26 protein-coding genes are annotated in these 24,444 nt (G+C 71.9%); 22 read left to right on the top strand and 4 right to left on the bottom strand.

Annotation, left to right across the window (positions count from 1 at the left end):
- Positions 1 to 12 precede the first annotated feature (12 nt).
- From HNR40_RS21840 to HNR40_RS21815, 6 genes are all read left to right on the top strand, one after another.
- A complete protein-coding gene (locus HNR40_RS21840) occupies positions 13 to 1,302 on the top strand; it encodes an extracellular solute-binding protein (RefSeq protein ID WP_184964069.1) in 1,290 nt (429 codons plus the stop codon).
- Between the two features lie 84 nt (positions 1,303 to 1,386).
- Positions 1,387 to 2,400, top strand: a complete 1,014-nt coding sequence (locus HNR40_RS21835; protein WP_312896466.1) for a carbohydrate ABC transporter permease — start codon at positions 1,387 to 1,389, stop codon at positions 2,398 to 2,400.
- Entirely contained in the window at positions 2,397 to 3,245 is an 849-nt protein-coding gene (locus tag HNR40_RS21830) for a sugar ABC transporter permease (protein WP_312896465.1), read from the top strand. The genes HNR40_RS21835 and HNR40_RS21830 overlap by 4 nt, the downstream gene beginning before the upstream one ends.
- Entirely contained in the window at positions 3,242 to 4,240 is a 999-nt protein-coding gene (locus tag HNR40_RS21825) for a LacI family DNA-binding transcriptional regulator (RefSeq protein WP_184964065.1), read from the top strand. The genes HNR40_RS21830 and HNR40_RS21825 overlap by 4 nt, the downstream gene beginning before the upstream one ends.
- 37 nt (positions 4,241 to 4,277) lie before the next feature.
- Positions 4,278 to 4,616, top strand: coding sequence for an ArsR/SmtB family transcription factor (locus HNR40_RS21820; RefSeq protein WP_184964063.1), 339 nt, complete (start codon positions 4,278 to 4,280; stop codon positions 4,614 to 4,616).
- Positions 4,613 to 5,086, top strand: coding sequence for an SRPBCC family protein (locus HNR40_RS21815; RefSeq protein ID WP_312896464.1), 474 nt, complete (start codon positions 4,613 to 4,615; stop codon positions 5,084 to 5,086). Before HNR40_RS21820 ends, HNR40_RS21815 begins: the two co-directional genes overlap by 4 nt.
- A 502-nt stretch (positions 5,087 to 5,588) precedes the next feature.
- Here HNR40_RS21815 and HNR40_RS21810 read toward each other — a convergent pair.
- Entirely contained in the window at positions 5,589 to 7,250 is a 1,662-nt protein-coding gene (locus HNR40_RS21810; protein ID WP_184964061.1) for a beta-N-acetylhexosaminidase, read from the bottom strand.
- Between the two features lie 58 nt (positions 7,251 to 7,308).
- Here HNR40_RS21810 and HNR40_RS21805 point away from each other — a divergent pair, with 58 nt between their 5' ends.
- The 12 genes from HNR40_RS21805 (at position 7,309) to HNR40_RS21750 (ending at position 18,749) form a co-directional block, all read left to right on the top strand.
- A complete protein-coding gene (locus HNR40_RS21805; RefSeq protein ID WP_184964058.1) occupies positions 7,309 to 8,802 on the top strand; it encodes an ROK family transcriptional regulator in 1,494 nt (497 codons plus the stop codon).
- A gap of 91 nt (positions 8,803 to 8,893) precedes the next feature.
- On the top strand, positions 8,894 to 9,502 hold the full coding sequence (locus HNR40_RS21800; protein ID WP_184964056.1) for an ACT domain-containing protein: 609 nt from the start codon (positions 8,894 to 8,896) through the stop codon (positions 9,500 to 9,502).
- Positions 9,503 to 9,855: 353 nt separating this feature from the next.
- Positions 9,856 to 10,374, top strand: coding sequence for a MaoC family dehydratase (locus tag HNR40_RS21795; RefSeq protein WP_184964054.1), 519 nt, complete (start codon positions 9,856 to 9,858; stop codon positions 10,372 to 10,374).
- On the top strand, positions 10,371 to 11,612 hold the full coding sequence (locus HNR40_RS56425; protein ID WP_184964052.1) for an LLM class flavin-dependent oxidoreductase: 1,242 nt from the start codon (positions 10,371 to 10,373) through the stop codon (positions 11,610 to 11,612). The genes HNR40_RS21795 and HNR40_RS56425 overlap by 4 nt, the downstream gene beginning before the upstream one ends.
- On the top strand, positions 11,609 to 12,808 hold the full coding sequence (locus HNR40_RS21785; protein WP_184964050.1) for a CaiB/BaiF CoA transferase family protein: 1,200 nt from the start codon (positions 11,609 to 11,611) through the stop codon (positions 12,806 to 12,808). Before HNR40_RS56425 ends, HNR40_RS21785 begins: the two co-directional genes overlap by 4 nt.
- On the top strand, positions 12,805 to 14,289 hold the full coding sequence (locus HNR40_RS21780) for an MmgE/PrpD family protein (protein ID WP_184964048.1): 1,485 nt from the start codon (positions 12,805 to 12,807) through the stop codon (positions 14,287 to 14,289). The genes HNR40_RS21785 and HNR40_RS21780 overlap by 4 nt, the downstream gene beginning before the upstream one ends.
- Before the next feature lie 19 nt (positions 14,290 to 14,308).
- A complete protein-coding gene (locus HNR40_RS21775; protein WP_312896463.1) occupies positions 14,309 to 15,313 on the top strand; it encodes a RidA family protein in 1,005 nt (334 codons plus the stop codon).
- Complete coding sequence (locus HNR40_RS21770; RefSeq protein WP_184964046.1) at positions 15,310 to 15,756, top strand: FAS1-like dehydratase domain-containing protein; 447 nt, start codon at positions 15,310 to 15,312, stop codon at positions 15,754 to 15,756. Before HNR40_RS21775 ends, HNR40_RS21770 begins: the two co-directional genes overlap by 4 nt.
- On the top strand, positions 15,753 to 16,133 hold the full coding sequence (locus HNR40_RS21765) for a MaoC/PaaZ C-terminal domain-containing protein (protein WP_312896462.1): 381 nt from the start codon (positions 15,753 to 15,755) through the stop codon (positions 16,131 to 16,133). The genes HNR40_RS21770 and HNR40_RS21765 overlap by 4 nt, the downstream gene beginning before the upstream one ends.
- Positions 16,130 to 17,272 carry an acetyl-CoA acetyltransferase gene (locus HNR40_RS21760; protein ID WP_184964044.1) on the top strand — a complete coding sequence of 381 codons (1,143 nt, stop codon included), beginning with the start codon at positions 16,130 to 16,132 and terminating at the stop codon, positions 17,270 to 17,272. The genes HNR40_RS21765 and HNR40_RS21760 overlap by 4 nt, the downstream gene beginning before the upstream one ends.
- The gene (locus HNR40_RS21755; RefSeq protein WP_184964042.1) at positions 17,265 to 17,579 is read left to right on the top strand and encodes a Zn-ribbon domain-containing OB-fold protein; all 315 of its coding nucleotides are present in this window, start codon (positions 17,265 to 17,267) and stop codon (positions 17,577 to 17,579) included. Before HNR40_RS21760 ends, HNR40_RS21755 begins: the two co-directional genes overlap by 8 nt.
- 6 nt (positions 17,580 to 17,585) lie before the next feature.
- A complete protein-coding gene (locus HNR40_RS21750) occupies positions 17,586 to 18,749 on the top strand; it encodes an acyl-CoA dehydrogenase family protein (protein WP_184964040.1) in 1,164 nt (387 codons plus the stop codon).
- On the opposite strand, the gene HNR40_RS21745 is transcribed toward HNR40_RS21750, so the two are convergent.
- Positions 18,750 to 19,775 carry an FAD-dependent oxidoreductase gene (locus HNR40_RS21745; protein ID WP_184964038.1) on the bottom strand — a complete coding sequence of 342 codons (1,026 nt, stop codon included), beginning with the start codon at positions 19,773 to 19,775 and terminating at the stop codon, positions 18,750 to 18,752.
- Between the two features lie 78 nt (positions 19,776 to 19,853).
- Between HNR40_RS21745 and HNR40_RS21740 the strand changes: the two genes are divergently transcribed.
- Together HNR40_RS21740 and HNR40_RS21735 are read left to right on the top strand one after the other, a co-directional pair.
- Positions 19,854 to 20,432, top strand: a complete 579-nt coding sequence (locus HNR40_RS21740) for a TetR/AcrR family transcriptional regulator (RefSeq protein WP_184964036.1) — start codon at positions 19,854 to 19,856, stop codon at positions 20,430 to 20,432.
- A 42-nt stretch (positions 20,433 to 20,474) separates the two neighbouring features.
- Entirely contained in the window at positions 20,475 to 20,948 is a 474-nt protein-coding gene (locus tag HNR40_RS21735; protein ID WP_184964034.1) for an NUDIX hydrolase, read from the top strand.
- Positions 20,949 to 20,974: 26 nt separating this feature from the next.
- Here the strand turns inward: HNR40_RS21735 and HNR40_RS21730 are convergent, their stop codons facing one another.
- Positions 20,975 to 22,372, bottom strand: coding sequence for an MmgE/PrpD family protein (locus HNR40_RS21730; protein WP_184964032.1), 1,398 nt, complete (start codon positions 22,370 to 22,372; stop codon positions 20,975 to 20,977).
- Positions 22,369 to 23,163 carry a cyclase family protein gene (locus HNR40_RS21725; RefSeq protein ID WP_184964030.1) on the bottom strand — a complete coding sequence of 265 codons (795 nt, stop codon included), beginning with the start codon at positions 23,161 to 23,163 and terminating at the stop codon, positions 22,369 to 22,371. The genes HNR40_RS21730 and HNR40_RS21725 overlap by 4 nt, the downstream gene beginning before the upstream one ends.
- A 51-nt stretch (positions 23,164 to 23,214) precedes the next feature.
- Here HNR40_RS21725 and HNR40_RS21720 point away from each other — a divergent pair, with 51 nt between their 5' ends.
- Both HNR40_RS21720 and HNR40_RS21715 read left to right on the top strand, forming a co-directional pair.
- Complete coding sequence (locus HNR40_RS21720; RefSeq protein ID WP_184964028.1) at positions 23,215 to 23,559, top strand: hypothetical protein; 345 nt, start codon at positions 23,215 to 23,217, stop codon at positions 23,557 to 23,559.
- 11 nt (positions 23,560 to 23,570) lie between these two features.
- A complete protein-coding gene (locus tag HNR40_RS21715) occupies positions 23,571 to 24,332 on the top strand; it encodes an IclR family transcriptional regulator (RefSeq protein ID WP_184964026.1) in 762 nt (253 codons plus the stop codon).
- The last annotated feature ends 112 nt before the right edge of the window (positions 24,333 to 24,444 follow it).

Genomic DNA, 24,444 nt, shown 5'->3' with positions numbered 1-24,444 from the left:
AGGAGATGGACCATGCGGCGAGCCTTCCCTGCTGCGGCGGTCGTGGCAGCCCTTGCGCTAGCGGTTTCTGCCTGTGGCGGTGGTGAGAGCGCGGCTCCTGCCCCGGCGCAGTCGGCCGCCGACCCGTCGAAGATCAGCGGCGAGATCATCTGGTGGGACACCACCAGGCCCGACAGTGAAGGGCCCGTCTTCCAGGAGCTGATCAAGGAGTTCGAAGCGAAGTACCCGGCCATCAAGGTCAAGTACGTCAACGTGCCCTTCGACCAGGCGCAGAACCAGTTCCAGACCGCCGCCCAGGCGGGCACCGGCGCGCCCGACGTGATCCGCGCCGAGGTGGCCTGGACGTCGCAGTTCGCCTCGCTGGGCTACCTGCAGCCGCTCGACGGCTCCCGGGCGATCGACAACGAGGCGGACTTCCTCCCCGGACCCCTCAGTAGCACGAAATATCAGGACAAGACGTATGCGGTGCCCCAGGTCACCGACACCCTCGCCCTGCTCTACAACAAGAAGCTCCTGGAGAAGGCCGGCCACGCCGAGCCGCCCAAGAACGTCACCGAGCTCAAGCAGTTCGCCCTCGACGTCAAGTCCAAGGCCGGCGTCACCGGCCTGGCGCTCAACGTCGACGCCTACTTCCTGCTCCCCTTCATGTACGGCGAAGGCGGCGACACCCTCGACGTGCCCGCCAAGAAGATCGTGGTCAACTCCCCGGCCAACGTGAAGGCGATGCAGACCCTGTCGGACCTGGTGACCTCGGGGGCCGCCGCGAAGCCCGCCGTACAGGACAGCTACGTCAACGCGATGACCGCGTTCAAGGACGGCAAGGCCGCGATGATCTACAACGGCCCGTGGGCCCTGTCGGAGATCTACCAGGGCGCGGAGTTCAAGGACAAGGCGAACCTGGGCATCGCGCCGGTCCCCGCCGGCAGCGTCAAGGCCGGTTCCCCGACCGGCGGTCACAACCTGGCGATCTACGCCGGTTCCAAGAACATCCCGGCCAGCTCCGAGTTCGTCAGGTTCATGACCTCCAAGGAGAGCCTGGCCAAGATGGCGGGCAAGCTCGGGCTGCTGCCGCCGCGTACCTCGGCCTTCACCGACCCGGCGGTCACCGCGAACAAGGACGTCACCGTGTTCAAGCCGGTGCTCGACTCGGCCGTCCCGCGGCCGTGGATCCCGGAGGGCGGCCAGCTGTTCCAGCCGCTCCTTGAGGGCTACCAGGCGCTGGTCGGCGGCAAGGAGACGCCCGAGCAGATGGTGAAGACGGTCGACGAGAAGTACCGGGGCATCTTCAAGGACTGGAGCTGACCGGTGCCGGACTCGGGCACAAATGAGCGCGTGCCGGACTCGGGCACAAATGAGCGCGTGCCGGACTCGGGCACAAATGAGCGCGTGCCGGACTCGGGCACATCTGAGCGGGTGCCGGGCTCGGGCCTGGGCTCCGCTGAGCGAGTGCCGGGTGGGCGGCGGGTCGCGGGGCGTGCCCGCGGCCCGCGCCGGGCCTGGCTGCGCCACTGGTACGCCTGGGCGATGGTGGCCCCCGTGCTCATCGTCATGGCGGTGCTGATCGGGTGGCCGCTGGCCCGCGGCGTCTACCTGTCGCTCACCGACGCCACCGAGGCCAACGTCGGCCGGACGATCGGGGTCAACGTCATCCCGTCCCGCTACGAGTTCGTGGGGCTGGAGAACTACCTGGACATCCTCGGCAGCGGCCTGTTCTGGGCCAAACTCGGCTGGACGGTCACCTGGACCGTGGCCTGCGTGGCCCTGCACTACGGGCTCGGGCTCGGGCTGGCCGTACTCCTGCACCGCAAGCTGCGTTTCCGCTCGGTCTACCGGGTGCTGCTGATCCTGCCGTGGGCGATCCCCGCGTTCGTGGCCGCGTTCATCTGGCGCTACCTCTACAACAGCGACTACGGCGTCATCAACGCGATGCTGGAGGCGGCCGGGATCGGCGCGGTGGGCTGGCTGAACGACCCGTTCACCGCCAGGATCGCGGTGATCGCGGTCAACGTGTGGCTCGGCGTGCCGTTCATGATGGTCGCCATGCTCGGCGGCCTGCAGTCGATCCCCAAGGAGTTGTACGAGGCGGCCGAGGTGGACGGCGCCTCGCCGTGGCAGCGGTTCACCAACATCACGCTGCCGTCGCTGCGGGCCGTCTCCAGCACGGTGATCCTGCTGGGCACGATCTGGACGTTCAACATGTTCCCCGTCATCTTCCTCGTGACCGGCGGCGGACCGGGCAGCGAGACGGAGATCCTGGTGACCTACGCCTTCCGCGAGGCCTTCACCGGCGTCAGGAACTACTCCGGCTCGGCCACCTGGGGCGTCATCATCCTGTTGCTGCTCGTGCTCATGGCCTTCGGGTACCGGCGGGCGCTCCGTAAGACCGGGGAGGTGTGGTGAAAAAGCAGCATAAGAGGGGTGAGAGAGGCCCGCTGGCGTCGATCGCGCTGCACGTGACGCTGATCGTCGCGTCGCTGATCTCGATCTTTCCGGTCGTGTGGCTGATCCTGACCTCGCTCAAGCCGCGCGACGGCTGGCTCTCCACCGAGCTGGAGCTGTTCAACAGCCCCTCGCTCGGCAACTACGGCCGGGTGCTGTCGGAGACCGCGTTCCCGACGTGGCTGCTCAACTCGGTGCTCGTCGCCGGGCTGACCATGCTGCTCGGTGTGTTCCTGGCCGCGACCACCGGGTACGCGATCAGCCGCTTCCGCTTCCCCGGCTACCGGGGCGTCATGTGGCTGCTGCTGATCACCCAGATGTTCCCGGTGGCGATCCTCATCGTGCCCCTGTACAACCTGATGGCCTCGCTCAAGCTGCTCAACCAGCTTCCCGGGCTGGTCATCGCGTACATGACGGTGGCGGTGCCGTTCTGCGCCTGGATGATGAAGAGCTACTTCGACACCATCCCGCAGGAGATCGACCAGGCCGGGATGGTCGACGGGCTCAGCCCGTTCGGCGCGTTCTGGCGGGTCGTGCTGCCTTTGGCCCGGCCCGGCCTGGCCGTCACCGCTTTCTACTGCTTCATGACCGCCTGGGGCGAGGTCGCCTACGCGACCGTGTTCATGTCGCAGGAGGAGAAGCGCACGCTCGGCGTCGGCCTCCAGCAGTTCGTCGGGCAGCACTGGTCGGACTGGGGGCTGCTGACCGCGGCCGCCGCGCTCATCGCGATCCCGGCCGCGGCGGTCTTCCTGCTGGTCCAGCGCCACCTGGTGACGGGGCTGACCGCGGGCGCCACGAAGCTGTGAGGCTCGCCGACATCGCCGCCCAGGCCGAGGTGAGCGAGGCCACGGTCAGCAGGGTGCTCAACGGCCGGCCGGGCGTCTCGCCCGCGACCCGGCAGGCCGTCCTCGCCGCGCTCGACGTGCTGGGGTACGAGCGTTCGCCCCGCCTGCGCCAGCGCAGCGCCGGACTGGTCGGCCTGGTGACGCCCGAGCTGGAGAACCCGATCTTCCCGGCGTTCGCCCAGGCCTTCGAGCGCGCGCTGGTCCAGCACGGCTACACGCCGCTGCTGTGCACCCAGACGCCCGGCGGCGCGGCCGAGGACGAGTTCACCGAACTGCTGGTGGAGCGCGGGGTGAGCGGCATCGTGTTCCTGTCCGGCCTGCACGCCGACACCGCCGCGCGCTCCGACCGCTACGTGCAGCTGATCGGCCAGGGCGTGCCGATCGTGCTGCTGAACGGCTACGCGGCCGACGTCCCGGCGCCCTTCATCTCCCCCGATGACCGGCTGGCGGCGCGGCTGGCCGTACAGCATCTCGTGGACCTCGGGCACGCGCGCATCGGCCTGGCGGTGGGGCCGGCCCGGTTCGTCCCGGTGATCAGGAAGATCGAGGGCTACCGCGAGGCCGTGGGCGGCCCCGGACAGGTGGCCCACTCGCTGTTCTCTGTGGAGGGCGGGCAGGCCGCCGCCGCCCAGCTCCTCGACCAGGACTGCACGGGCATCGTGTGCGCCAGCGACCTCATGGCGCTCGGCGCGATCCGCGCGTGCCGCGAGCGCGGGCTCTCCGTGCCGGGCGACGTCTCGGTGGTCGGCTATGACGACTCGCCGCTGATCGCGTTCACCGACCCGCCGCTCACGACGGTTCGGCAGCCGATCAGGGCGATGGTGACGGCGGCGGTGCAGACGTTGATGGAGGCGTTCGGCGGTGCGCCGCCGAGGCACTCCGAGCTGGTCTTCCAGCCGGAGCTGATCGTGCGCGGCTCGACCGGCTCGGGTCCGCAGGTGGTCAGGTCCTCTTGACATATGGCGCGGGCGCATCGTATAAAACCGTCTAGTTATGGAACTGGACAGTTATGAACATCTCGACGCCACGTTCGCCGCGCTGGCCGATCCGACCCGCCGGGCCATCCTGGCCAGGTTGCGTGCGGGGGAGGCGACCGTCAGCGAACTGGCGGAGCCGTTCGCGATGAGCCAGCCCGCGATCTCCAAGCATCTGAAGGTGCTGGAACGGGCCGGGCTGATCTCGCGCGGACGCGACGCCCAGCGCCGTCCCTGCCGGTTGGAGGCCCGCCCGCTCAAGGAGGCCACCGACTGGCTGGAGAACTACCGGGACTTCTGGCAGGAGAGCTACCAGCGGCTGGACGCGTTGCTGGACGAGCTGAAGGAGCGGCCGTGACGCTCTCCGTCGAGGCGCTCGGCGACACCGAGATCATCATGATCCGGCCGTTCGACGCGCCCCGCCACCTGCTGTGGGCGGCGCTGACCGATCCTTCGCTGGTGCCGCGGTGGCTGGGGGCGCAGGGGTGGCAGATCGTGCGGTGCGAGATCGACCTGCGGGTGGGCGGCGCGTGGCGGTTCGTGTCGGCCGGGCCTGGTGGGGCTTTGATGGCACATGGCGGGATTTATCGGGAGATCGTGGCTGAGGCGCGGCTGGTGTTCACCGAGTCGTATGACGACCAGTGGGTGGCGGGGGAGTCCCTGACCACACAGATCCTGGACGAGCACGCCGGGCGGACCACTTTGACCACGGTGATCAGGTATTCGTCGCGTGAGGTGCGGGATGTGGCGCTCCGGTCACCCATGGAGCGTGGGGTGGGCGAGGGATTCAGCCGTCTGGACACGGTGTTGGCCAACCTGACACCTTGACCCACCGACCAACTCCGCCCACCGGCTCTGCCTGCCGGCTCTGCCCACCGATCCTGCCCGCTGGCTCTGCCCGCTGGCTCTGCTGGCCACGTCTCCCGCTGGCTCCGCCGACCGGCCCTGCCCGCCGATCCTGCTCGCTGGCCCTGTCGGCCACTTCTCCCACCGGCTCTGCTGGCTACTTCTCCCACCGGCTCTGCTGGCTACTTCTCCCACCGGCTCTGCTGACCGGCTCTGCTGCCGGTTCTCCCACCGGCTCCGATCTGCCTCTTCTGCTCGTGTGGCCCCTTTTTTTGGCCGCGTGTTGTTGCTTGGCCACTTGGCCAGTCCACTTGCTTGGCCACCTGGCGGGTCCACTTGCTTGGCCACTTGGCGGGCCCACGGGGCGGGCGTAACGGCGGCCCGCCCCGCGCGGCCTGCCTGCCGTTTCCCTGGAGTGCCCCCAGCCCCGTGCGGGGGGTGGGGGCGGGGCGGCTGGGCCGTAACGTATGGAAGAGGTTGTGATCTAAGAGGTGCGCTCGACGGCGGAGACGTGGACGTCGGTGGGGGGAAGTTGGGCGCTCCAGGCGAGCCAGTTCTGGCGGGTGCGGTGCGGGTCGTTGGTTTCGCGGGCGCGGCGGCCGGTGCCGCCGGACTGCCACGGGTGCGGGCCGTCGAGCGGGCGGTACTCGCAGCCCGCGGCCTCCAGCCGGGCCAGGTGGGCCTCGCTCAGGCGGCGGGTCAGGTCGGCGAAGTCGGCGGGGCGGCCTGACCAGACGGCCTCGGCGATCGCGCACGCCCTCGGGAAGGTCATGTAGTCGAGGTGGCGGTCGTCCGGGATGTACTCGCGCCACACCTGGAACTGCCCGCCCAGCACCCGCCCGCGCTCCTCCTCCGACCAGGCGCCGGGCAGGACCTCGAAGGTCGCCGCGTCCTCCAGCGTGATCGGGCCGCCGATGGACAGCGGCTCGCCGGGCGACGTGGACTGGTCGTAGTCGAAGTAGGTGGGGTAGGTGGGGGCGCGGACCACGTCGTACCCGGCCGCGGCGGCCTGGCGGGCGATCGCGTCGCCGCGCCAGCACATCACGATCGAGTCCGCGCGCACGCCGCCGCTCTGGAAGCCCTCGTCCCAGACGATCATGCGCTTGCCCCGCGTGGCCAGGTGTTCGGCGATCTCGCGCAGGAACCAGCCGTGCATGTCGCGCGCCCGCGTGACGCCGAGCGCGGCCATGTGCGCGGACACCTCGGGGTCGAGCGGCCAGTCCTCGGTCGGGCACTCGTCGCCGCCGAGGTGCACGTACGGGGTGTCGACGGCCTCCAGCACCTCGTCCAGCAGTTCGCACACCAGCGTGACGGCCGCCGGGATCGGCTTGAGCACGCCCGCCGAGACGCCCCAGCCGCCGAGCACCTCGCGGCTGCCGGTGCCGAGTTCGGGGAAGGCGGCCAGCAGGGCGGATGCGTGGCCTGGCAGGTCGAGTTCGGGCACGACGGTGATGCCGCGCTCGGCCGCGTAGGCGGAGATCTCGGCGAGGTCGTCGAGGGTGTAGTAGCCGCCGTGCGGAGTGCCGTCGTAGTCGTTGGAGTGGCGCCGGTGGCCGATGAGCGTGTCGGGCCGGTGCGTGGACCTGCGGTTGATCGCCGGGTGCCGGCGGCTCTCGACCCGCCAGCCCTGGTCGTCGGTGAGGTGGAGGTGGAGGCGGTTCATGCGGTGCATGGCGAGGAGGTCGACGTACTTGAGCACCGCCCCCTTGGTCATGAAATGTCGTGACACGTCGAGCATCCCGCCGCGCCAGCCGACCGCGGGCGCGTCCTCGATCTCGCCGCACGGCGCCTCCCACCGTCCCGGCAGCGCCGCCGCCCGCCACGCGTCCGCCGTGAGCAACTGCTTCAGCGCCTGTACGGCATGCCGTACCCCTGCCAGGTCCGTCGCCGTGATGCTGATGCCGTCGCCGGAGACGCGCAGCCGATAGCCCTCGGCCTGCCCGCCGTCCTCCACCCGGACGGAGAGCACGCCCTCAGGCGCGGAGCCCGGCGCGAGGGGCAGGTTCAGGGGGTGCAGGAGCCGCCGTACCAGGTGGGTGACCTCGGGTTCCGCGTGCAGAAGCGTGCCCGCGTCGAGCGTGAACGAGCCGGGCTGGGCCGCGGCATGCCGGGGAGCAGGGACGAGAAGTGCGTATCGATCGCTCATGCCAGCAAATTAACAGGATGGTATCCAGAAAGAAAGCCTGTGTGGTACATCTTGGCCCATGCCGCGCACCGCCTCGCCCCACACCGCCCGCCTCATCAACGACCGGGCGGCCTTCGACCTGCTGCTGGAGCACGGCAGCCTGTCCAGAGCGGAGCTGCAGCAGCGCACCGGACTCTCCCGCGCCACCATCGGCGACCTGGTCGACCGCCTGGAGGCCGGCAACCTCATCACCCCGGTGGGTGAATCCCCGGCCCGGCGCCGCGGCCCGAACGCCGTCCTCTACGGCGTGGTCGCCGACCGCGCGCACGTGGCGGGCGTGGAAGTGCGGGCAGGCGAGGTGCTGGCCTCGGTCAACGACCTGACAGGCAACCAGGTAGGTTCCGCCCGCCGCCTCCTCGACCCGGCCGCCGAACCCGACCAACTCGTCTTCGACACCATCACCGACGCCCTCCTGGACGCCCAGCTGGACCCCGGCCGCCTGGGCGGCGTAGTGGTCGGCACCCCAGGCCTGATCGACCCCGAGACCGGAGACGTCTCCTACGTCGGTGCACTGCCCACCTGGCACGCCAACCTCCTGCCCGGCCTGCGCGCCCGCCTGGGCGGCCTACCCGTCCTGGTCGAGAACGAGGTCAACCTGGTCGGCCTGGCCGAACACCGCCTGGGCGCCGCCCAAGGCGAGACCACCTTCGCCCTGCTGTCGCTGGGCACAGGCGTCGGCATGGCCGTCATCCTGAACGGCCGCCTGCACCGAGGCCGATCAGGCGGCGCCGGCGAAATCTCCTACCTCCCCCTCGGCCTGACCGGCTCGACCTTCCCCGACCTCATAACCGGCCCCGCCCTCCTGGCCCTCGCCCAATCCCACGGCCTCACCCCACCCGGCAACACCCCCGTGGCCGAGCCCCCTCCCACCACCCCACCCGGCAACACCCCCCTGGCCGAGCCCCCTCCCACCACCCCACCCGGCAACACCCCCCTGGCCGAGCCCTCTCCCGCCACCCCACCCGGCAGCACCCCCACGCCGCCGCCCGACTCCATGCCCACCTCGCCGGAACGCTCCTCCGTAAACCGCACCCAACCCGGGCACACTCCCGGCCACCCTGCCGGCGGCCAGGTCGCCTCATTCGGGGCTTCTGGCGTCACATCCAGCAGTTCGGCCGCCATCCCCGAGGCGTTCGACCGCACGCCCCGCAACCCCTCCGCCGCCTCAACTGGACAGGCAGGTGGCTTGGCCAGGCAGCGGCTGGGTGCGGAGGAGCTTGGTGAATTTGTCAGGCAGGCGCCGCCCGCGTTTCTGGACGAGCTGGCCGATCGGATCGTGTTCGGGGCGCGGGCCGTCTGCGCGGTGCTCGATCCCGGCGTCCTGATCCTCGCGGGAACCATCGGCAGGACGGGCGGAGAAGCCCTGGCTGCCAGGGTGGAGGAGCGGCTGGCGGCGCTGATCCCGTTGCCCACGCGGGTGGTGCCCGGAACCGTCGAGGGCGATCCGGTATTGCGTGGCGCGGTGGTGGTGGCCTTGGAGAGGCTCTACGCCCAGCTGTTCGACCAGCAATAATGCGAGATAGCCGCATCATGTGTGACATCTCCGTGGAACGTGCTGGAAACCTCACCACGGCACCGTGGACCCTCACGAAAGGGGGCGGACGATGCTGCTTCGGATCAGAGTGTCCCTGCCGGACAGGCCCGGCGGACTGGGCCAGGTAGCCAGGGCGCTGGGCGCGCTCGGCGCCGACATCCTTCAGGTGACCGTCCTGGAACGCGAGGCCGGTCGGGCACTGGACGAGTTCACCGTCAACTGGCCCGCCGCCGCGGGCGAGGTGACCGATCGCCTGTCCGGTGCGCCAGGTGTGCGAGTAGAGGGCTACTGGCCAACGAGGGAACTGCCGGGCTCGGCACCCGACTACGACGTCCTCACACAGGTGGCCGCCGACCCCGCACGCGGGCTCGCGACACTGGTGGACGCCCTGCCCGCCCTGTGCGGGGCCGACTGGGCGCTCGCGCTGGCCGACGGAGTGGTACGGCATGCCAGCCTGGCCGCCCCCACCGCCTTCGACCTCCCCGACCCACCCCTGCGCCCCGCCGCCAGAGCCGGAGCCGACCTGCGCCTCATGGTGCTACCCGTCGCCGAACTCCACATCGTGGTAGCCCGCTCCACCGGTCCCGCCTTCCACCGCGCCGAACTCCACCGCGCCACCCGCATCACCGACGTGGTGGCCAAGCTGTCAGGCCGCACCCCAGAAACCACCCACCCCTAAGCCCACTGACCTGCCTGAGACGGGCTGTCGCGTGAGACGGGCTTTCGGGCGGGGCCGGGACGCCGTGACCTTGGCTCCTGCGTGAGATGGGCGCCTGTGCGAGGCATGGCTCGCGTGGGAGGGACTTGTGGGTGGGTGGGCCGTGGTTGCCTGCCGGTGGGTTCGGTGGGTTCGGTGGGTCCGGTGGGTCCGGTGGGGTTGGTCAGGCGGGAGGGTGGGTGCGGGTTCGGGCTTGGGATGTGGTGGGTTTGGCGGGAGGGGTGGGTGTGGGTTTGGGTGTGTGATGGGTTTGGGGGGAGGGGGTGGGTGTGGGGCGTTGACCGGGAAAAGGTCAGACGATTAACGTGGCGAAGGTGACCGTGCATGAGGCGGCCATCGGCCGCTACTACGAGGACTTCGTGGTCGGCGACGTCTACCAGCACCCGTTGGGCCGCACGATCAGCGAGGCCGACAACACGTGGTTCACGCTGCTCACGATGAACACGAACCAGAACCACTTCAACGCCCACTTCGCCGCCAAGGCCCCGGCCGGGAAGATCATCGTGAACTCGGGGCTGACGGTGGCGATCGTGCTGGGGTTGTCCGTGATGGACGTCAGCCAGACCGCGATCATGAACCTGGGTTGGGAGAACATCAAGCTCACCCACCCCGTCTTCATCGGCGACACCGTCTATGCCGAATCGCTGGTCACCGCGAAGCGGGAGTCGCGGTCGCGGCCGTACGCGGGGATCGTCACGGCGCAGACGCGCGGACTCAACCAGGACGGCGACGAGATCATGTTCTGGACCAGGACGGTCATGGTGTACAAACGCGACGCCCCGCATGACAAGGACTATTTCCCCCAGGCCAAGAACGGTCCCATGACCACATGAGGATCACCTACGGCCCGTGGGGCGAGACCCTCGCCGAACTGGCCGAGGCGGCGCGGGCCGCCGAGGAGGCAGGGGCCGAGGTGGTGTGGCTGCCCGAGCTGCACCGCAGCGCCACCGTGACCGCCGCCGCCGTCGCGCCGGTGCTGAGCAGGGCGGGCGTCGGCACCGCGGTCGCGCTGGCCTTCACCCGCAGCCCGCTGACCCTGGCTCTGGAGGCGCTCGACCTGGACGAGCTGACCGGCGGACGGTTCGTGCTCGGTCTCGGCGTGGGGGCGCGCCGCCTGAACGAGCGCTGGCACCACGTCGCCGCCGACCGCCCCGTCACCCGATTACGCGAGACCGTCGAGATCATCAGGGCCGTGGTCGCGGGTACGCCGCCGGTGGTCGAGGGGGAGACGCGGCGCGCCGACCTGCGCGGGTTCCGGCGGCCGCACCGGCCGGTCCGTGCCGCCATCCCCATCTACCTGGCCGCCGTGGGGCCCCAGCTCACCCGCCTGGCCGGGCGGATCGCCGACGGGTGGATCTCACATGAGCTGTGCTCGCCCGCCTACGTCCGCGAGCACGTCCTGCCCAACCTGTGCCAGGCAACAGCCCCGGCAAAGGACTCAGGCGTCGGGAGTGAGCGGGGCGAAGAGCCCGGCGCACGGGTACGGGCGGGGATGGGTCTGGACGGATCGCCCGGCGCACGGGTACGGGCGGGGATGGGTCTGGACGGATCGCCCGGCGCACGGGTATGGGCGGGGATGGGTCTGGACGGATCGCCCGGCGTGCGGGGAGGGGCGGGGGCGGGTCTGGACGGGGCGTCCGGTGGGTGGGTGGACGCGGGGGTGGGTCCGCAGGTGGGGTCGGGGCTGGATGTGGTGGTTTCGGCTTGTTGTGCCATCGATGCCGATCCCGCCGAGGCTCGTCGTCAGGCCAAGGGTGTGCTCGGCTTCTACGCCAGCGTCGCCACCTACCGCGACTTCTTCGCCTTCCACGGTCTGGCCGAAGAGCAGGAGGCGGTCATCGAGGCCTTCCGGGCGGGGACTCCGGCGGACGGGCTGGCGGCAGCCGTACCGGATCGGATGGTGGAGCGGTTGGCGCTGGCCGGAACGCCCACGCAGGTCGCCGCGGGGATCGACGCCTATCGCGGGCTGGCCACCACGATCAAGCTCACCCCGCCCGTGTACGGCCGGCCGCCCGAGGCCGTGCGCGAGTCGCAGGCCCGCATCATCGCGCTCATCAAGGAGCTGACATGAGGCCGCTGGAGGACGTCAGGGTCATCAGCCTGGAGCAGTACGGCGCCGGGCCGTTCGGGAGCGTGCACCTCGCCGATCTCGGCGCGGAGATCATCAAGGTCGAGGACCCCCGAGCCGGGGGCGATGTGGGGCGGTATGTCCCGCCGTATGCCGAGGGCGGGGATTCGCTGTTCTTCGAGACGTTCAACCGCAACAAGAAGTCGATCGCGCTGGATCTGGGGTGCGCGGCGGGGCGGGACGTTTTCGAGGATCTGGTACGGCACGGCGACGCCGTCTACTCCAACCTGCGCGGCGACGTCCCGGCCAAGATGCGGCTCACCTACGCCGATCTCAAGCATCTCAATCCCCGCGTGGTCTGCTGTTCGCTGACCGGGTTCGGGATGACCGGGCCGCGTACGGCCGAGCCCGGCTACGACTACATCCTCCAGGGGCTGGCCGGCTGGATGACGCTGACCGGCGAACCGGGCGGCCCACCGGCCAAGTCCGGCCTCTCGCTGGTGGACTACTCCGGCGGGCTGGTGGCGGCGCTCGCGCTGGTGGCCGGGGTGCACGCGGCGCGCCGGGACGGGGTGGGGCTGGACTGCGACCTGTCCCTGTACGACACCGCGATCACCATGCTCACCTATGTCGGGACCTGGGCGTTGAACACCGACTTCGTGCCTGCCCGGACCGCGCGGTCGGCGCATCCGTCGCTGGTGCCGTTCCAGAACTTCGCGGCGGCCGACGGGTGGCTGGTCGTGGGATGCGCCAAGGAGAAGTTCTGGCGGCGGCTGGCCGCGATACTCGGGCCGCCGTTCGACACCGATCCCGGGTACGCCGACTTCGCCGGCAGGCGGCGCAACGCCGACCGGCTGCTGCCCGCCCTCGCCGACGTCTTCCTGACCAGGACCGTGGACGAGTGGCTGGCGGTGCTGCGGCCGGCCGGGATCCCGTGCGGGCCGGTGAACTCCGTGCACGAGGCGCTGGCCGATGAGCACACCACGGCTCGGGGGCTGGTGGTGGAGACCTCCCACCCCCGCTACGGGCGGGTGCGGCAGTTCGGGTCGCCGGTGCGGGTGGGCGGTGAGCCGGTCGCGCATCGCCGGGCTCCCCGGCTGGGCGAGCACGCGGAGGAGGTGCTGCGGGGGTTGCTCGGGTACACGGAGGCGCACGTCAAGGCGCTGGCCGGGGCGGGGGCTTTCGGGGAGCCGGGATGACGGCCGCCGAGACGCTGGCCGCGTGGGGGCTGGGGCTCCGGCTGGACGACGTTCCAGACGAGGCACGCGCCGCCGCCCTGCGACACCTGCTCGACGGCCTCGGCTGCGCCACCGCGGCCACCAGACAAACAGCCGCCTGGCCAACGGCCGCCCGGCAGACAGCCGCCTGTCCTACAGCCGCCCGGCAAGGCGAACCACCGGAGGAGACGTCCCAAACCGGCGAGCAGGACAGGGCGCGGCCTGGGGCGGCCGCGGGAGACGGAACGGCGCAAGACAGTGGGGTGGTGGGGGAGGGGGCTTGGGCGGCTGTTCGGGTCGCTGGGGAGATGGGCGGGCCGCCCGAGGCGACGGTGTTCGGGAGCGGGCGCCGGGTGGGGGCGGTGGCGGCGGCGCTGGCCAACGGGGTGCTGGTGCACGCGCTGGACTTCGACGACACCCACGCCCTGGGGCTGGTTCACGCGACGGCCCCGGTGCTGCCGGTGGCGTTCGCGGTGGGGGAGGAGACCGGGGCGAGCGGGGCCGAGGTGCTCACCGCCGCGCTCGCCGGTTACGAGGCGATCTGCCGGCTGGGCGGGGCCGTACCGCATGGATTTCATGCTCGTGGCCTGCACGCCACCTCGGCCTGCGGCACGCTGGCCGCCGCGCTGGTGGCCGCCAGACTGTACGGGCTCACGCACGCCCAGGCGGTCGCCGCGCTGGGCATCGCGGGCAGCATGTCGGGCGGCCTGCTGGAGTTCCTGAACACCGGGGCCTCGACCAAGCAGCTCCACGCGGGCTTCGCCGCCCAGGCGGGTGTGCTGGCCGCGCGGCTGGCGCGGGCGGGGGCGAGCGGGCCCGCGACGGTGGTGGAGGGCGAGCACGGCCTGTACGGCGCGCTGCTCGGCCGCCCTGGCGTCGACCCGTTCGGCGACCTGGGGCGCGGCTGGGAGGTCACCCGGATCACGATCAAGCCCTACCCCGCCTGCCAGCTGCTGCACGCCGCCGTCGACGCCGCGAAGGTCCTGCGTGGGCTGGCCGCCGCGGAGGAGGTGGCCGGGATCGAGGCGGAGGTCCATGACGACGCCGCGGCGCTGGTGTGCGGGGCGGGCAAGGAGCGACCGCGCACGCCGTACGCGGCGAAGTTCAGCCTGGCCTGGTGCGTGGCGGCGATGCTGGTCGACGGTGAGCTGACCGCGCGCACGTTCGCCCGGCCCGAGCGCGCCGACGTGTGTGATCTCGCCGCGAGGGTACGGCACGTGCCATCCGGGCACCGGGGCCCCGCGGCCGACCAGCACGGGCGGCTGCGGGCGCGGCTGACGGACGGGCGCCGGGTGGTCGCGGAGGTGGCGCGCGGTTCGGGCGGACCAGGCGATCCCCGCATCGACCGCCTGGTCGCCGACAAGGCTCTGGGAAACGGGCTGAGCGCCCGCGCCGTGGACCTCGCGCTGCGCCTGCACGAACTGCCCGCCCTCGACGACCTGCTGAAGGAGCTGACGCGATGACCGCGAGGGAGTGGCCGAGGTGAGGGACAGGACCGTGCGGCTGCCCGCGCTGACCGGCACCGACGCCGGCGACGCCTACGAGCGGGCCCGGGTGGCGCTGGGCGCGCTTGGGCTGACGTGGGCGGACGCGGTGCATGTGCGGGAGTACGCGAGCGCGAGGCCGGACCCGGCGGCCAGGCCGGAAGGGGTCACGCTGTCGGCGATCGCGGTCGAGGGCGTGCTGGAGGACGGGCACGAGGTGGCCGTCGAGGTGACGGCGTGCCGAGGGGGCGGGGAGCGGTTCGTCACCGGCCGCGGCGTGGTGACCGTGGCGGGGGAGATCGTGTATCTGCCCGCTATCGTCCCGGCCGATCTGACGGCGGGGTTCGGCGAGCAGTACCGCTCCTGCCTGGAGGTGGCGGCTGAGCTGCTCAAGGTGGCCGGGATCGGGCTTGAGGGGCTGGTGCAGACCACCGACTACACCGCGACCGCCACCCGGGCAGACTACCCGCGCTGCGGCCGCCCGCGCAGGGAACTGCTGGGCGGCGAGGGCGCCGACGGCCGGCCCGTGCATCCGGGCGCGGCCGGGATCCTGGTGGACCGCGCCGCCGTGGAGGGCGCGATGGTCACGCTGGACGCGGTCGGCTCGCGGCTGCCGCTGCGCGCCGTCAACCCCGGCTGGACACGCTACGACACGCTCACGTACAAGCCGGGGGTGGCGGCGGGCGGCACGTTGTTCATGTCGGGCTTCGGCGCGCTGGAGCCGGCGACCCAGCGGGCGCTGCACGAGGGCGACCTGGTGGCGCAGGCCGAGTACACCTACACGGCGATCGAAGCCGTGCTGCGCGAGGAGAACCTGACGGGCTCGGACGTGGTCAGGCTGGTCGAATACATCACTCCTCCAGCCATCACGAAGTATCCGGAAATAGTGGCGGTCAGGGAGCGCCACTTCCCCCACGGCCCCGCCCTCACCTCGGTCGTCTGCACGGCCCTGCTGCGCCCCGAGTTTCTCATCGAGGTCGTCCCCACAGCGGTGCTCCGGTGAACGAGGTCACCTACACCTCCCCGGAAGAGCTCGGCCGCGCCGCGATCCGCTACTTCGCCCAGGCCGTGGGCGACGCCAACCCGCTCTACACCGACGACGCCCACGCCCGCGAACACGGCTACGACGGCGTCATCGCCCCGCCCACCCTGATCTTCGAGACGAACCAGTTCACCGGCCTGCCCCGCGACGCCGACGGCTACTGCGGCCACACCTGGGACCTCGACTTCCCCGGCACCCGCCTCGTGCGCGGCGGCAACACCTACGAGCTCCACCAGCCGGTACGGCCCGCCGACGTCATCACCGTCACCTGGCGCCTTGGCAAGATCGTCCGCAAGGCGGGCAAGATCTTCGTGACGTCCACGGCCACCTACACCAACCAGCACGCCGACCTGCTGGCCGTCAACGAGGAGACGCTGATCTACATACCTCTGGAGGACCCGTGATCCCCCCTCTGCAACGCCGGATCGACCCGGCCGGCATGATCGCGTACGCCGGGGCCACCTGGGACTGGCACCGCCTCCACCACGACTCCGCCTACGCCGTGGAAAGGGGCCTGCCCGCGCCGGTCGTGGACGGCCAGCTCTTCGGCGCGCTCCTGGCCGAGCAGCTGCAGGACTGGCTCGGCCCGAGCGCGCGGATCACCCGGATGAGCTTCCGGTTCCGCTCGATGGTGTTCGCGGGCGAGACCGTCCGCTGCACCGGGCGCGTGGTGTCCGAGGCGGACGGCCTGCTCACGGTGGAGCAGCAGGTCGAGGTCATCGGCGACAACCCCAGAATCGCCGTGGCCCCCGCGACGTCCGTGGTGGAGAGGCGGCTATGACTGCGGTGGCCGTCGTCGGGGCAGCCGAGTCCGATCTCGGGGTCACCGGCAGGAGCGCACTCGAACTCCAGGCCCAGGCGGCCACCCGCGCCCTGGCCGACGCCGGCCTCGCCCTGCGCGACGTCGACGGCCTGGCCACCGCGGGCGTGGGCAGGTTCGCCGCCACCCAGGTGGCCGAGTATCTGGGTCTGCGCCCCGCCTGGACCGACTCCACGTTCGCCGGCGGTTCCGCGTTCGAGATGTACGTGGCGCGGGCCGTACAGGCGATCGGGGCGGGGCAGTGCACGACGGTGCTGATCTCCTACGGCTCGAACCAGCGCGGCGCCCGCACCCGCGCCCTGTCGGGCGTCCACGAGGGCGACGTCCCCCAGACCACCCACGAGGCCCCGTACGGCCCGCTCTACCCGATCTCGTACTACGCGCTGGCCGCCCAGCGCTACCTCCACCAATACGGCAGAAGCCGCGCCGACCTGGCCCAGGTCGCCGTGGCCGCCCGCGAGTGGGCGCTGCTGAACCCGCGCGCCCACCGCCACGCCGCCGGCCCCCTGACGGTCGAGCAGGTCCTCGCCGCGCCCATGATCTCCACACCGCTCACCGCCGCCGACTGCTGCCTGGTCACCGACGGCGGCGCCGCGATCGTGCTCACCGCCCTCGACCGCGCCCGCCACCTGCCGAAGGTCCCGATCACGATCCTCGGGTACGGCGAGGCCACCACGACCGCCGGCATGTCCCAGGCCCACGACATCCTGGACACCGGCGCGGCGGAAGCGGGCCGGAGGGCCTTCGCCATGGCCGCCGTCACGCCGGAGGACGTGGACGTGGCCCAGGTGTACGACTCGTTCACGATCACGGTCCTGCTCACCCTGGAGGCCCTGGGCTTCTGCGAGCCGGGCGCGGCCGGCGACCTGGTGAAGGAGGCGGGGCCGGGCGGCGCGTTCCCGCTCAACACCACCGGCGGCGGCCTGTCCTACTGCCATCCGGGCATGTTCGGCCTGTTCCTGCTGGTCGAGGCGGTCCGCCAGCTGCGCGGCGAGTGCGGCGCGCGTCAGGCGCCCGGCGCCGAGGTGGCGCTGGCCCACGGCACCGGCGGCATCCTGTCCACGCACGCCACCGTGCTGCTGGGGGCCGACCGTGGCTGAACGCCTGGAACTGCAGGAGTGCCGGGCCTGCGGCCGCCGCCAGCACTACCCGAGACCGCTCTGCCTCGGCTGCGGCTCGCCCGATCTGGGCTCGTGCGAGGCGGAGGGAGGCGGCTCGGTGGACACCTTCACCGAGGTCCACCGCGCCCCGTCCGCGGACTTCCAACCCCCGTACGTGATCGCCCGAGTCCGCCTGGACGAGGGCCCCGTCCTGCTCACCCGCCTGGTCGGCCCCGGCCCGTGGGCCTGCGACGAGCGGGTACGCCTCACCTGGTGGCAAGGGCTGCCCGTCTTCGAGAAGGAGTAACGCGCCATGGACTTCGAGCTGACCGACGACCAGAGGGCCTTCAGGGAGACGTTGCGCGCCTTCGTCGAGAAGGAGATCGTCCCCGTGGCCACCGAGTGGGAGCACTCCGGGAGGTATCCCACCGAGATCGTGGCGAAGATGAAGGAGATGGGGCTGTTCGGGCTGACCGTCCCCGAGGAGTACGGCGGGCTCGACGCCGACATGGTGACCTTCGCCCTGGTCTTCGAGGAGATCGCCAGAGGCTGGATGGGCGTGGCCGGGACCATCGGCTCCCACTCGCTGTCGGCCTGGATGATCGCCCGCCACGGCACCGAGGAGCAGAAGCGCCACTACCTGCCGGATCTGGCGAGCGGCGCCCGCCGTACCGGACTGGCGCTGACCGAGCCGGGAGCGGGCACGGACCTGCAGGGCATCCGGACGCGCGCGGTCCGCGACGGCGAGCACTACGTCGTCAACGGCGTCAAGACGTGGATCACCAACGCCCGCCACGCCGACCCGCTGCCGGTACTGGTGAAGACCGCGATCACCGAGCCCGCGCACAAGGGCATGTCGGTGCTGCTCGTGGACGCCGGAACGCCCGGCTTCACGGTCAGCCGCGACCTGCCCAAGCTCGGCTACAAGGGCACCGAGACCTGCGAGGTCGCGCTCCAGGACGTGCGCGTCCCGGTCTCGGCGCTGCTCGGCGGCGAGGAGGGCAGGGGCATGCAGCAGGTGCTGTCCGGCCTGGAGATCGGCCGCGTCAACATCGCCGCCAGGGCCGTCGGGGTGGCCCAGGCCGCCTACGACGCGGCCCTGTCCTACTCCCGCCGGCGGGAGGCGTTCGGGCAGCCGATCGCCGAGTTCCAGGCCGTCCAGCTCAAGCTCGCCGACCTGGCCACGGAGATCCAGGCCGCGCGGCTGCTGACCTACTGGGCCGCCTCGCAGGCCGACGGCGGCAAGCGGGTGGACATGGAGGCCGGGATGGCCAAGTACTTCGCCTCCGAGGTGGCGCTGAAGGCGTCGCTGGAGTCGATGCGCATCCACGGCGGCTACGGCTACAGCCAGGAGTACGTCGTCGAGCGCCTCTACCGCGACGCCCCGCTGATGGCCATCGGCGAGGGCACCAACGACGTGCAGCGCCTGGTGATCGCCAAGGCCCTGATCATCGGCAAGGGCAAGGTCGGCTGGTGATCAGGCGGGCAGCAGGCGCAGGAGCGAGTCGCGCAGCCCGGTGCGGCGTACCGTCATGAACCGGTGCAGGCCGCGCGAGCCGAGCGCCACCCGCTGCGCGCTGCGCCGCCGCTCGGCGTCGTAGGCCCGCAGCGCCTCCGGCAGCCTGGCGTGCGTGGCGATCGCCCTGGTCAGCGCCTCGGCGTCGAGGATCGCCGTGCACGCGCCCTGCCCCAGGTTGGGCGTCATCGCGTGCGCCGCGTCCCCGACGAGCGCCACGTTCCCGCCGCTGGTGAAGGAGGGCAGGGCGGGGTGCAGGTGGCGCATCTCGTAGCGGATCCACTCCGCGGGGTCCGTCTCGTGCAGGATGCGGGGGATCGGGTCGTGCCAGCCGCTGAACAGCTCGCGCAGTTCCCCGGCGGTGGTGGCCTCCGGCACCGTCGCGTACCAGTTCGTCTTGCCCGGCTCGACCGGCGTCATCCCGAAGAACCGCCCGGCGCCCCACGTCTCGCCGTGGATGCCGCTGTCGAATCCGGCGATGCCGATCCACGCCACCGTCCCCACGTGGCGCGGGCCGCTGCGCCCGCCGAAGCGCCCCCGCCGCACCGCGCTGCGGATGCCGTCGGCGCCGACCACCAGGTCGTGGCCGGCCGCGAGCTCCTCCACGTCGCGCACCTCGCCGCCGAACTCGATCGGCACGTCCAGCGCCCCCAAGAGCACATCCAGCAGGTACGGCCGCGCGATCAGCAGTTCCGGCCGCCCGGCCCTGCGCTCGATGCGCTCCAGCGGCAGGTTCGCGATCACCGCGCCGTCCGGGGTGCGGATGCGCCCGTCCCGGTACGGCACCGCCCGCTCCATGAACCCCTGCCCCACGCCCAGCCGCTCCAGCGCGCCCTGGGCGGTCGGGTGGATGCCGAAGGCGGTGCCGTACCTCTCGAGCTCGGCCCGCCGCTCCAGCACCCGCACCGACCACCCCGCGCGCCGCAACCCGATCGCGGTGGCCAGCCCGCCCACGCCCGCCCCGACCACCACAGCCTTTCCGGCCATGTCCCACCTCCACGAAATCGACTACCACATCTGTGGTACCACGTTTGGGGTAGTATCGGCAAAAACGAGAGGCGGAGCATGGCGAACCAGGACCGTCGGGACCTTCTGCGCGACGCGGCCATCCACGTGCTGGCGCGCGAGGGCGGGCGCGGCCTGACGCACCGCGCGGTCGACGCCGAGGCGGGCGTGCCCGGCGGCACCGCGAAGAACTACTTTCCGGCCCGCGAGGCCCTGCTGCGCGCGGTCGCCGAGCGCTGCCTGGAGCTCTACCGGGGCGCCGTCCCGGCCTCGCCGCCCGGCGACCCGGCCGAGCTGGCGGCCAGGTTCGAGGCGCTGCTGCGCGACGCGGCGGGGCCCGGCCGCGCCCGCCTGCTCGCCTACCTGGAGCTGCAGGCCGAGTCGGCGCGCCGGCCCTGGCTGGCGGAGATCCTCGACCCGATCGCGGCGGGCGACTTCACCGGGTTCGAGCTGGCCCAGCGGGCGGCCGGGCTGCCCGTCACCCGCGAGAGCGCCGCGCTGGTCACGCTGGCCCTGCACGGGGCGCTGCCGCACCTGCTGTCGGACGGTCCGGACACGCTGGCGGCGGCGGGGCTGGACGATCCGGGCGCGTTCGTCCGCGGCGTACTGCGGGCGGCCTATCCGGGTGCGGCGCTCTAGGGGAGGACAGTGACGCGGAGCTTCAGGGAGGACAATGCGGGGGTGAAACCACTTCTGGCCGTGAGCTCGGTCGTGCTCGGGGACGGCGAGGTCCTCATGGTCCACCAGCGCAACGCCGCCGACCCGCACCCGATCTGGGGCCTGCCCGGCGGCATGGTCGAAGACGGCGAGCTGTCGGACCGGGCGGCGGCCCGCGAGGTCGCGGAGGAGTGCGGGCTGAAGGTGGGCCCGCCCACGCGCCTGCTGGCGGTGGTGCAGTTCCCGGTTCCCGCGACGCTGACCGCCTTGTACTTCGCGTTCGAACGGCCGCGCGGGCAGGACCTCACGCCCGCCGACCCCGACGGTGACGTGCTGGAGGCGGCCTGGGTGCCGGTCGGGCAGGCGCTGGCGCGGCTGGCGGACTTCCCGCTGGCCGTCATGCGCGAGCCCGCGACCGCCTGCCTGCGCGAGCCCGGCGGCCCGGTCCGCTACTGGACCTGGCCGGACGGGCCCGACGGCCGCACCATGGTGATCTAGGCCGCGGTGATCTAAGCAGTGGTGATCTAGGCCACGGTCAGGGGGAGCAGGCTCGCGGCGGGGGCCCCGGAACGGGCCGCCGTCACCAGGGCCTCCATCCGATCCTCGGGCAAGGCACGGCGGGCGTTGTCGCGGAACTTGCGGGCCAGCTCTTCCCCGGTCAGCGGATGCTCGGGGCCGCCCCTGGAGGAGTCGACGCGGTGTTCCAGCTCGGTGCCGTCGGCCAGCCGTACCCGCAGAACGGCCGCGAAGGCGCGCGGGAAGATCTCCGTCGCCCGCGCGTCGGCAACGCACCGCACCCGCGCGGCCAGCGCCAGCCGCGCCGGATGCAGCTCGGCGAAGTCGTCCAGGCAGACGCCGAGCCCGCCGCCCGAGCCGAGCAGCGCCGTGGCGACCGTGTAGGGGCCGGAGAACTTCGCGTGGTAGGGGGAGCGGGGCGCGGCCTTCTCCTCGGCCGGTTCCGCGATCGTGCGCAGGACCGGCGCGGGCACGCCCAGCTCGATCTCGGCCTCAGCCAGCGCCTCGGGGCCGAGCCGGTCGCGCAGGGCGAGCGCGCAGTCGATCGCGGGGTGGGTGAAGTGGTTGGTCGGGTACGGCTTGTAGACGGTGCGCAGCAGTTCCCACCGCTCGCCGAGGCCGTCGAGCAGCGCCCCGGCGTCGAACCTGCCGTCCAGCCAGGCCTGGAAGAAGCCGAACCGCCCTTCCAGCACCGTCGGCGGCCCGGTCACGCCTTCGAGGGCCAGCACCGCGGCCGACACCCCGGCGTGCGCCGCCCAGCCGCAGTGCACCCGCTTGACGGTGCCGCCGGTCCTGTTGGCCTCGATGACCCCGGCGCCCATGCTGGCGGCGATGCCCAAGGCGTCGGCCAGCCCTTCGGCGGGCAGCTCGTACAGCATCCCGGCCGCCACCGCGGCGCCGAGCGTGCCGCAGATGGACGTGGCGTGCTGGCCCTTGTCGAAGAAGAGCGAGTTGCCCGCCTCGGGCAGGTAGGAGGCCATGCCGAGCCGGTTGCACACCTCGATCCCGGCGGCGACCGCCGCCGCCAGGCTCGTCCCGCCGGCGCCCGTGGCCTCGGCCGCGGCCAGCGCGGCGGGCACCACGGGCGCGCTCGGGTGCAGCACCGAGGGCAGATGCGTGTCGTCGTAGTCGAGAGAGTGCGCGAGCGTGCCGTTGACCAGGGCGGCCGACGGGGCGGGCAGGCGGTGGCCGCTGCCGATCGTGGTCGCCTCCCCGGTGCCGTTCCACCGCAGGGCCGCGCGCAGGACCGCGGGCGCGGCGTCGGCGTCCGGCTCGGCGTAGGCGGCCAGGCAGTTGCCGAGCACGTCCAGGATCCGGCCGGCGACGTCCGCGCGGACCTCGCCGGGCAGTCCGTCGTCGCGGCAGCTCGCGGCGAAGGCGGCCAGCAGTTGCACGTGTGTGGTCATGCGCGCTCCCCGGGCAGAACGGCCAGCGGCCGGACCGGCGCGCCGGTGGCGCCCACGATCGGCAGCGGATTGAGTACCAGGAGGAACTCGCGTACCCCCGCGTCGAGCAGTTCGTGCAGCCGCATCGTCTCCACGATGTTGATCCCCGACTCCACGAGCATGATCCGGTGCACCGGCAGCGCGGCGTGGCCGCGTTCCGGCGCGATGTGCTCGAAGGCGATCGTCTCGCCGCCGACCACGCGCGGTCGCCGCTCGGCGAGCCAGTGCCCGGCCTCCACCCCCGGCCCCGGTACGCCCGCCGTCTGGCCGGTGAACCGCCCGGGATCGTGCCAAACGCGCGACCAGCCGGTGCCGATCAGCAGGGCGTCGCCCGCGCGGATCTCCACCCCCTCCGAGGCCTTCTCCAGGTCGGCGACGCTCACCTCGTAGCCGGCGGGCAGGAAGTCGACGCCGTGGACGCGGGCCACGTCGAGCAGGACGCACCGGCCCACGTACGGGTCGAAGGAGTCGATGCCCAGCGAGCTGAAGCCGTCGTTGGTGGTGAGGTCGGCCGGGTCGGCTCCGCCGTACAGGAGGCCGTCGTGCGAGACGTGGGCCAGGGCGTCCACGTGAGTGCCGACGTGGCCGCCGGTGACGATCAGCTCGTTGGCGGCGGAACCGCCGTCGGCGCGGACGACATCTCCGTGCCGGCGCTCCAGGAGCATGCGAAATGGGGGATGATTGGGCGATTGGGGCATACCCCTACGCATCGGCTGCGCCAAGTCGTACACACGCAACCCGTCCTGCCACATGGCTCACTCCCGGTTGTTCCAATTATTGGAATTAGGTTTCAGACTGTACCCATGATCTACCTGGTCTACCGGATGCGGCTCGCCGAACGCGCCCGCAGGGACATGGCGGCCTTCTGGGAGTGGCTGGAGGAGCGCGAGCGCTGGTTCTACCGCGATTTGCCGATGGTGAAGGAGGTGCGCTGGTTCTACAGCGTGGTCGGTGACGTATACATGCTGGAGAACCGGGCGGCCTTCGACGACGAGGCGGCCTGGGGCGCCTACAGAAAGGCCCTGGCCACCCTCAAGAGCGACTCTTCCTGGGAGTCGCAGCGCGTGTCACAGGAAGAATGGTGGGACTTCGTGGACACGAGGATCATGACTGACCCACCCGTACCGGTGGGGTTGCATCGCAGGTGAAAGGCTCCAGCATGTCCAGCCAGACCGTCGCGACCGTCGAGCGGGCGGCCGACGTACTCGTCCGCTTCGCCGAGGCGGGCACCAGCACGCTCGGGGTGACCGAGCTCGCCGACAGCCTCGGCATGTCCAAGGCGGCGGTCCACCGGGTGCTGGCCTCCCTGCGCAGCCGCGGCCTGGTCGAACTCGACGAGGACAGCCGCCGCTACTCGCTCGGGCTGACCGCGATGCGGCTGGGGCTGGCCTATCTGGACCGCATCGACATCCGCCGCCTGGCCGCGCCCGAGCTGGCCGGGCTGAGCGCCCGCACGACCGAGACCGCGACACTGTCGATCAGGACCGGCCTCAACCGCGTCTACATCGACCAGGTCAAACCGCCGCGCGAAGTCATCATGGCGGTCTCGCTCGGCGTGCCGTACCCGCTGCACGCCGGGGGTTCGTCCAAGGCGTTCCTCGCCTTCCTGCCCGAGGTGGAGATCGACTCCTACCTGTCGGCGCCGCTCGACCCGCTGACCCCGGCCACCGTCACCGACCCGGAGCGGTTGCGCACCGAGCTGGCGCTGATCCGCCGCCGCGGCTACGCCATGTCCATCTCGGAACGGCAGCGCGGCGCCGCCTCGGTGGCCGCGCCCATCCTCGACCACCACAGCCTGCCGGCCGCGGTGATCAGCGTCTGCGGGCCCGCCGAACGCTTCATCGGGGAGGCCGACGCCTGCGCGGCGGCCCTTCTGGAGGCGACCGACCGACTTTCCGCACGACTCGGTCACCGCGCCTGAGCTCTGGTTTTCTCCGGTACGGCCAGGCCGCTCCGGTTCTTGCCATTGACACAGCCGCCTCAGATTGGAACGCTGTTCCCAGAAGTGGAACGGGGCCCCTCGTACGGCGGGG

This window comes from Nonomuraea endophytica, from assembly GCF_014203235.1.
Lineage (GTDB): Bacteria > Actinomycetota > Actinomycetes > Streptosporangiales > Streptosporangiaceae > Nonomuraea > Nonomuraea endophytica.
Note: the sequence above shows the minus strand (reverse complement) of the source record. Positions and strands in the feature narration are given on the sequence as shown.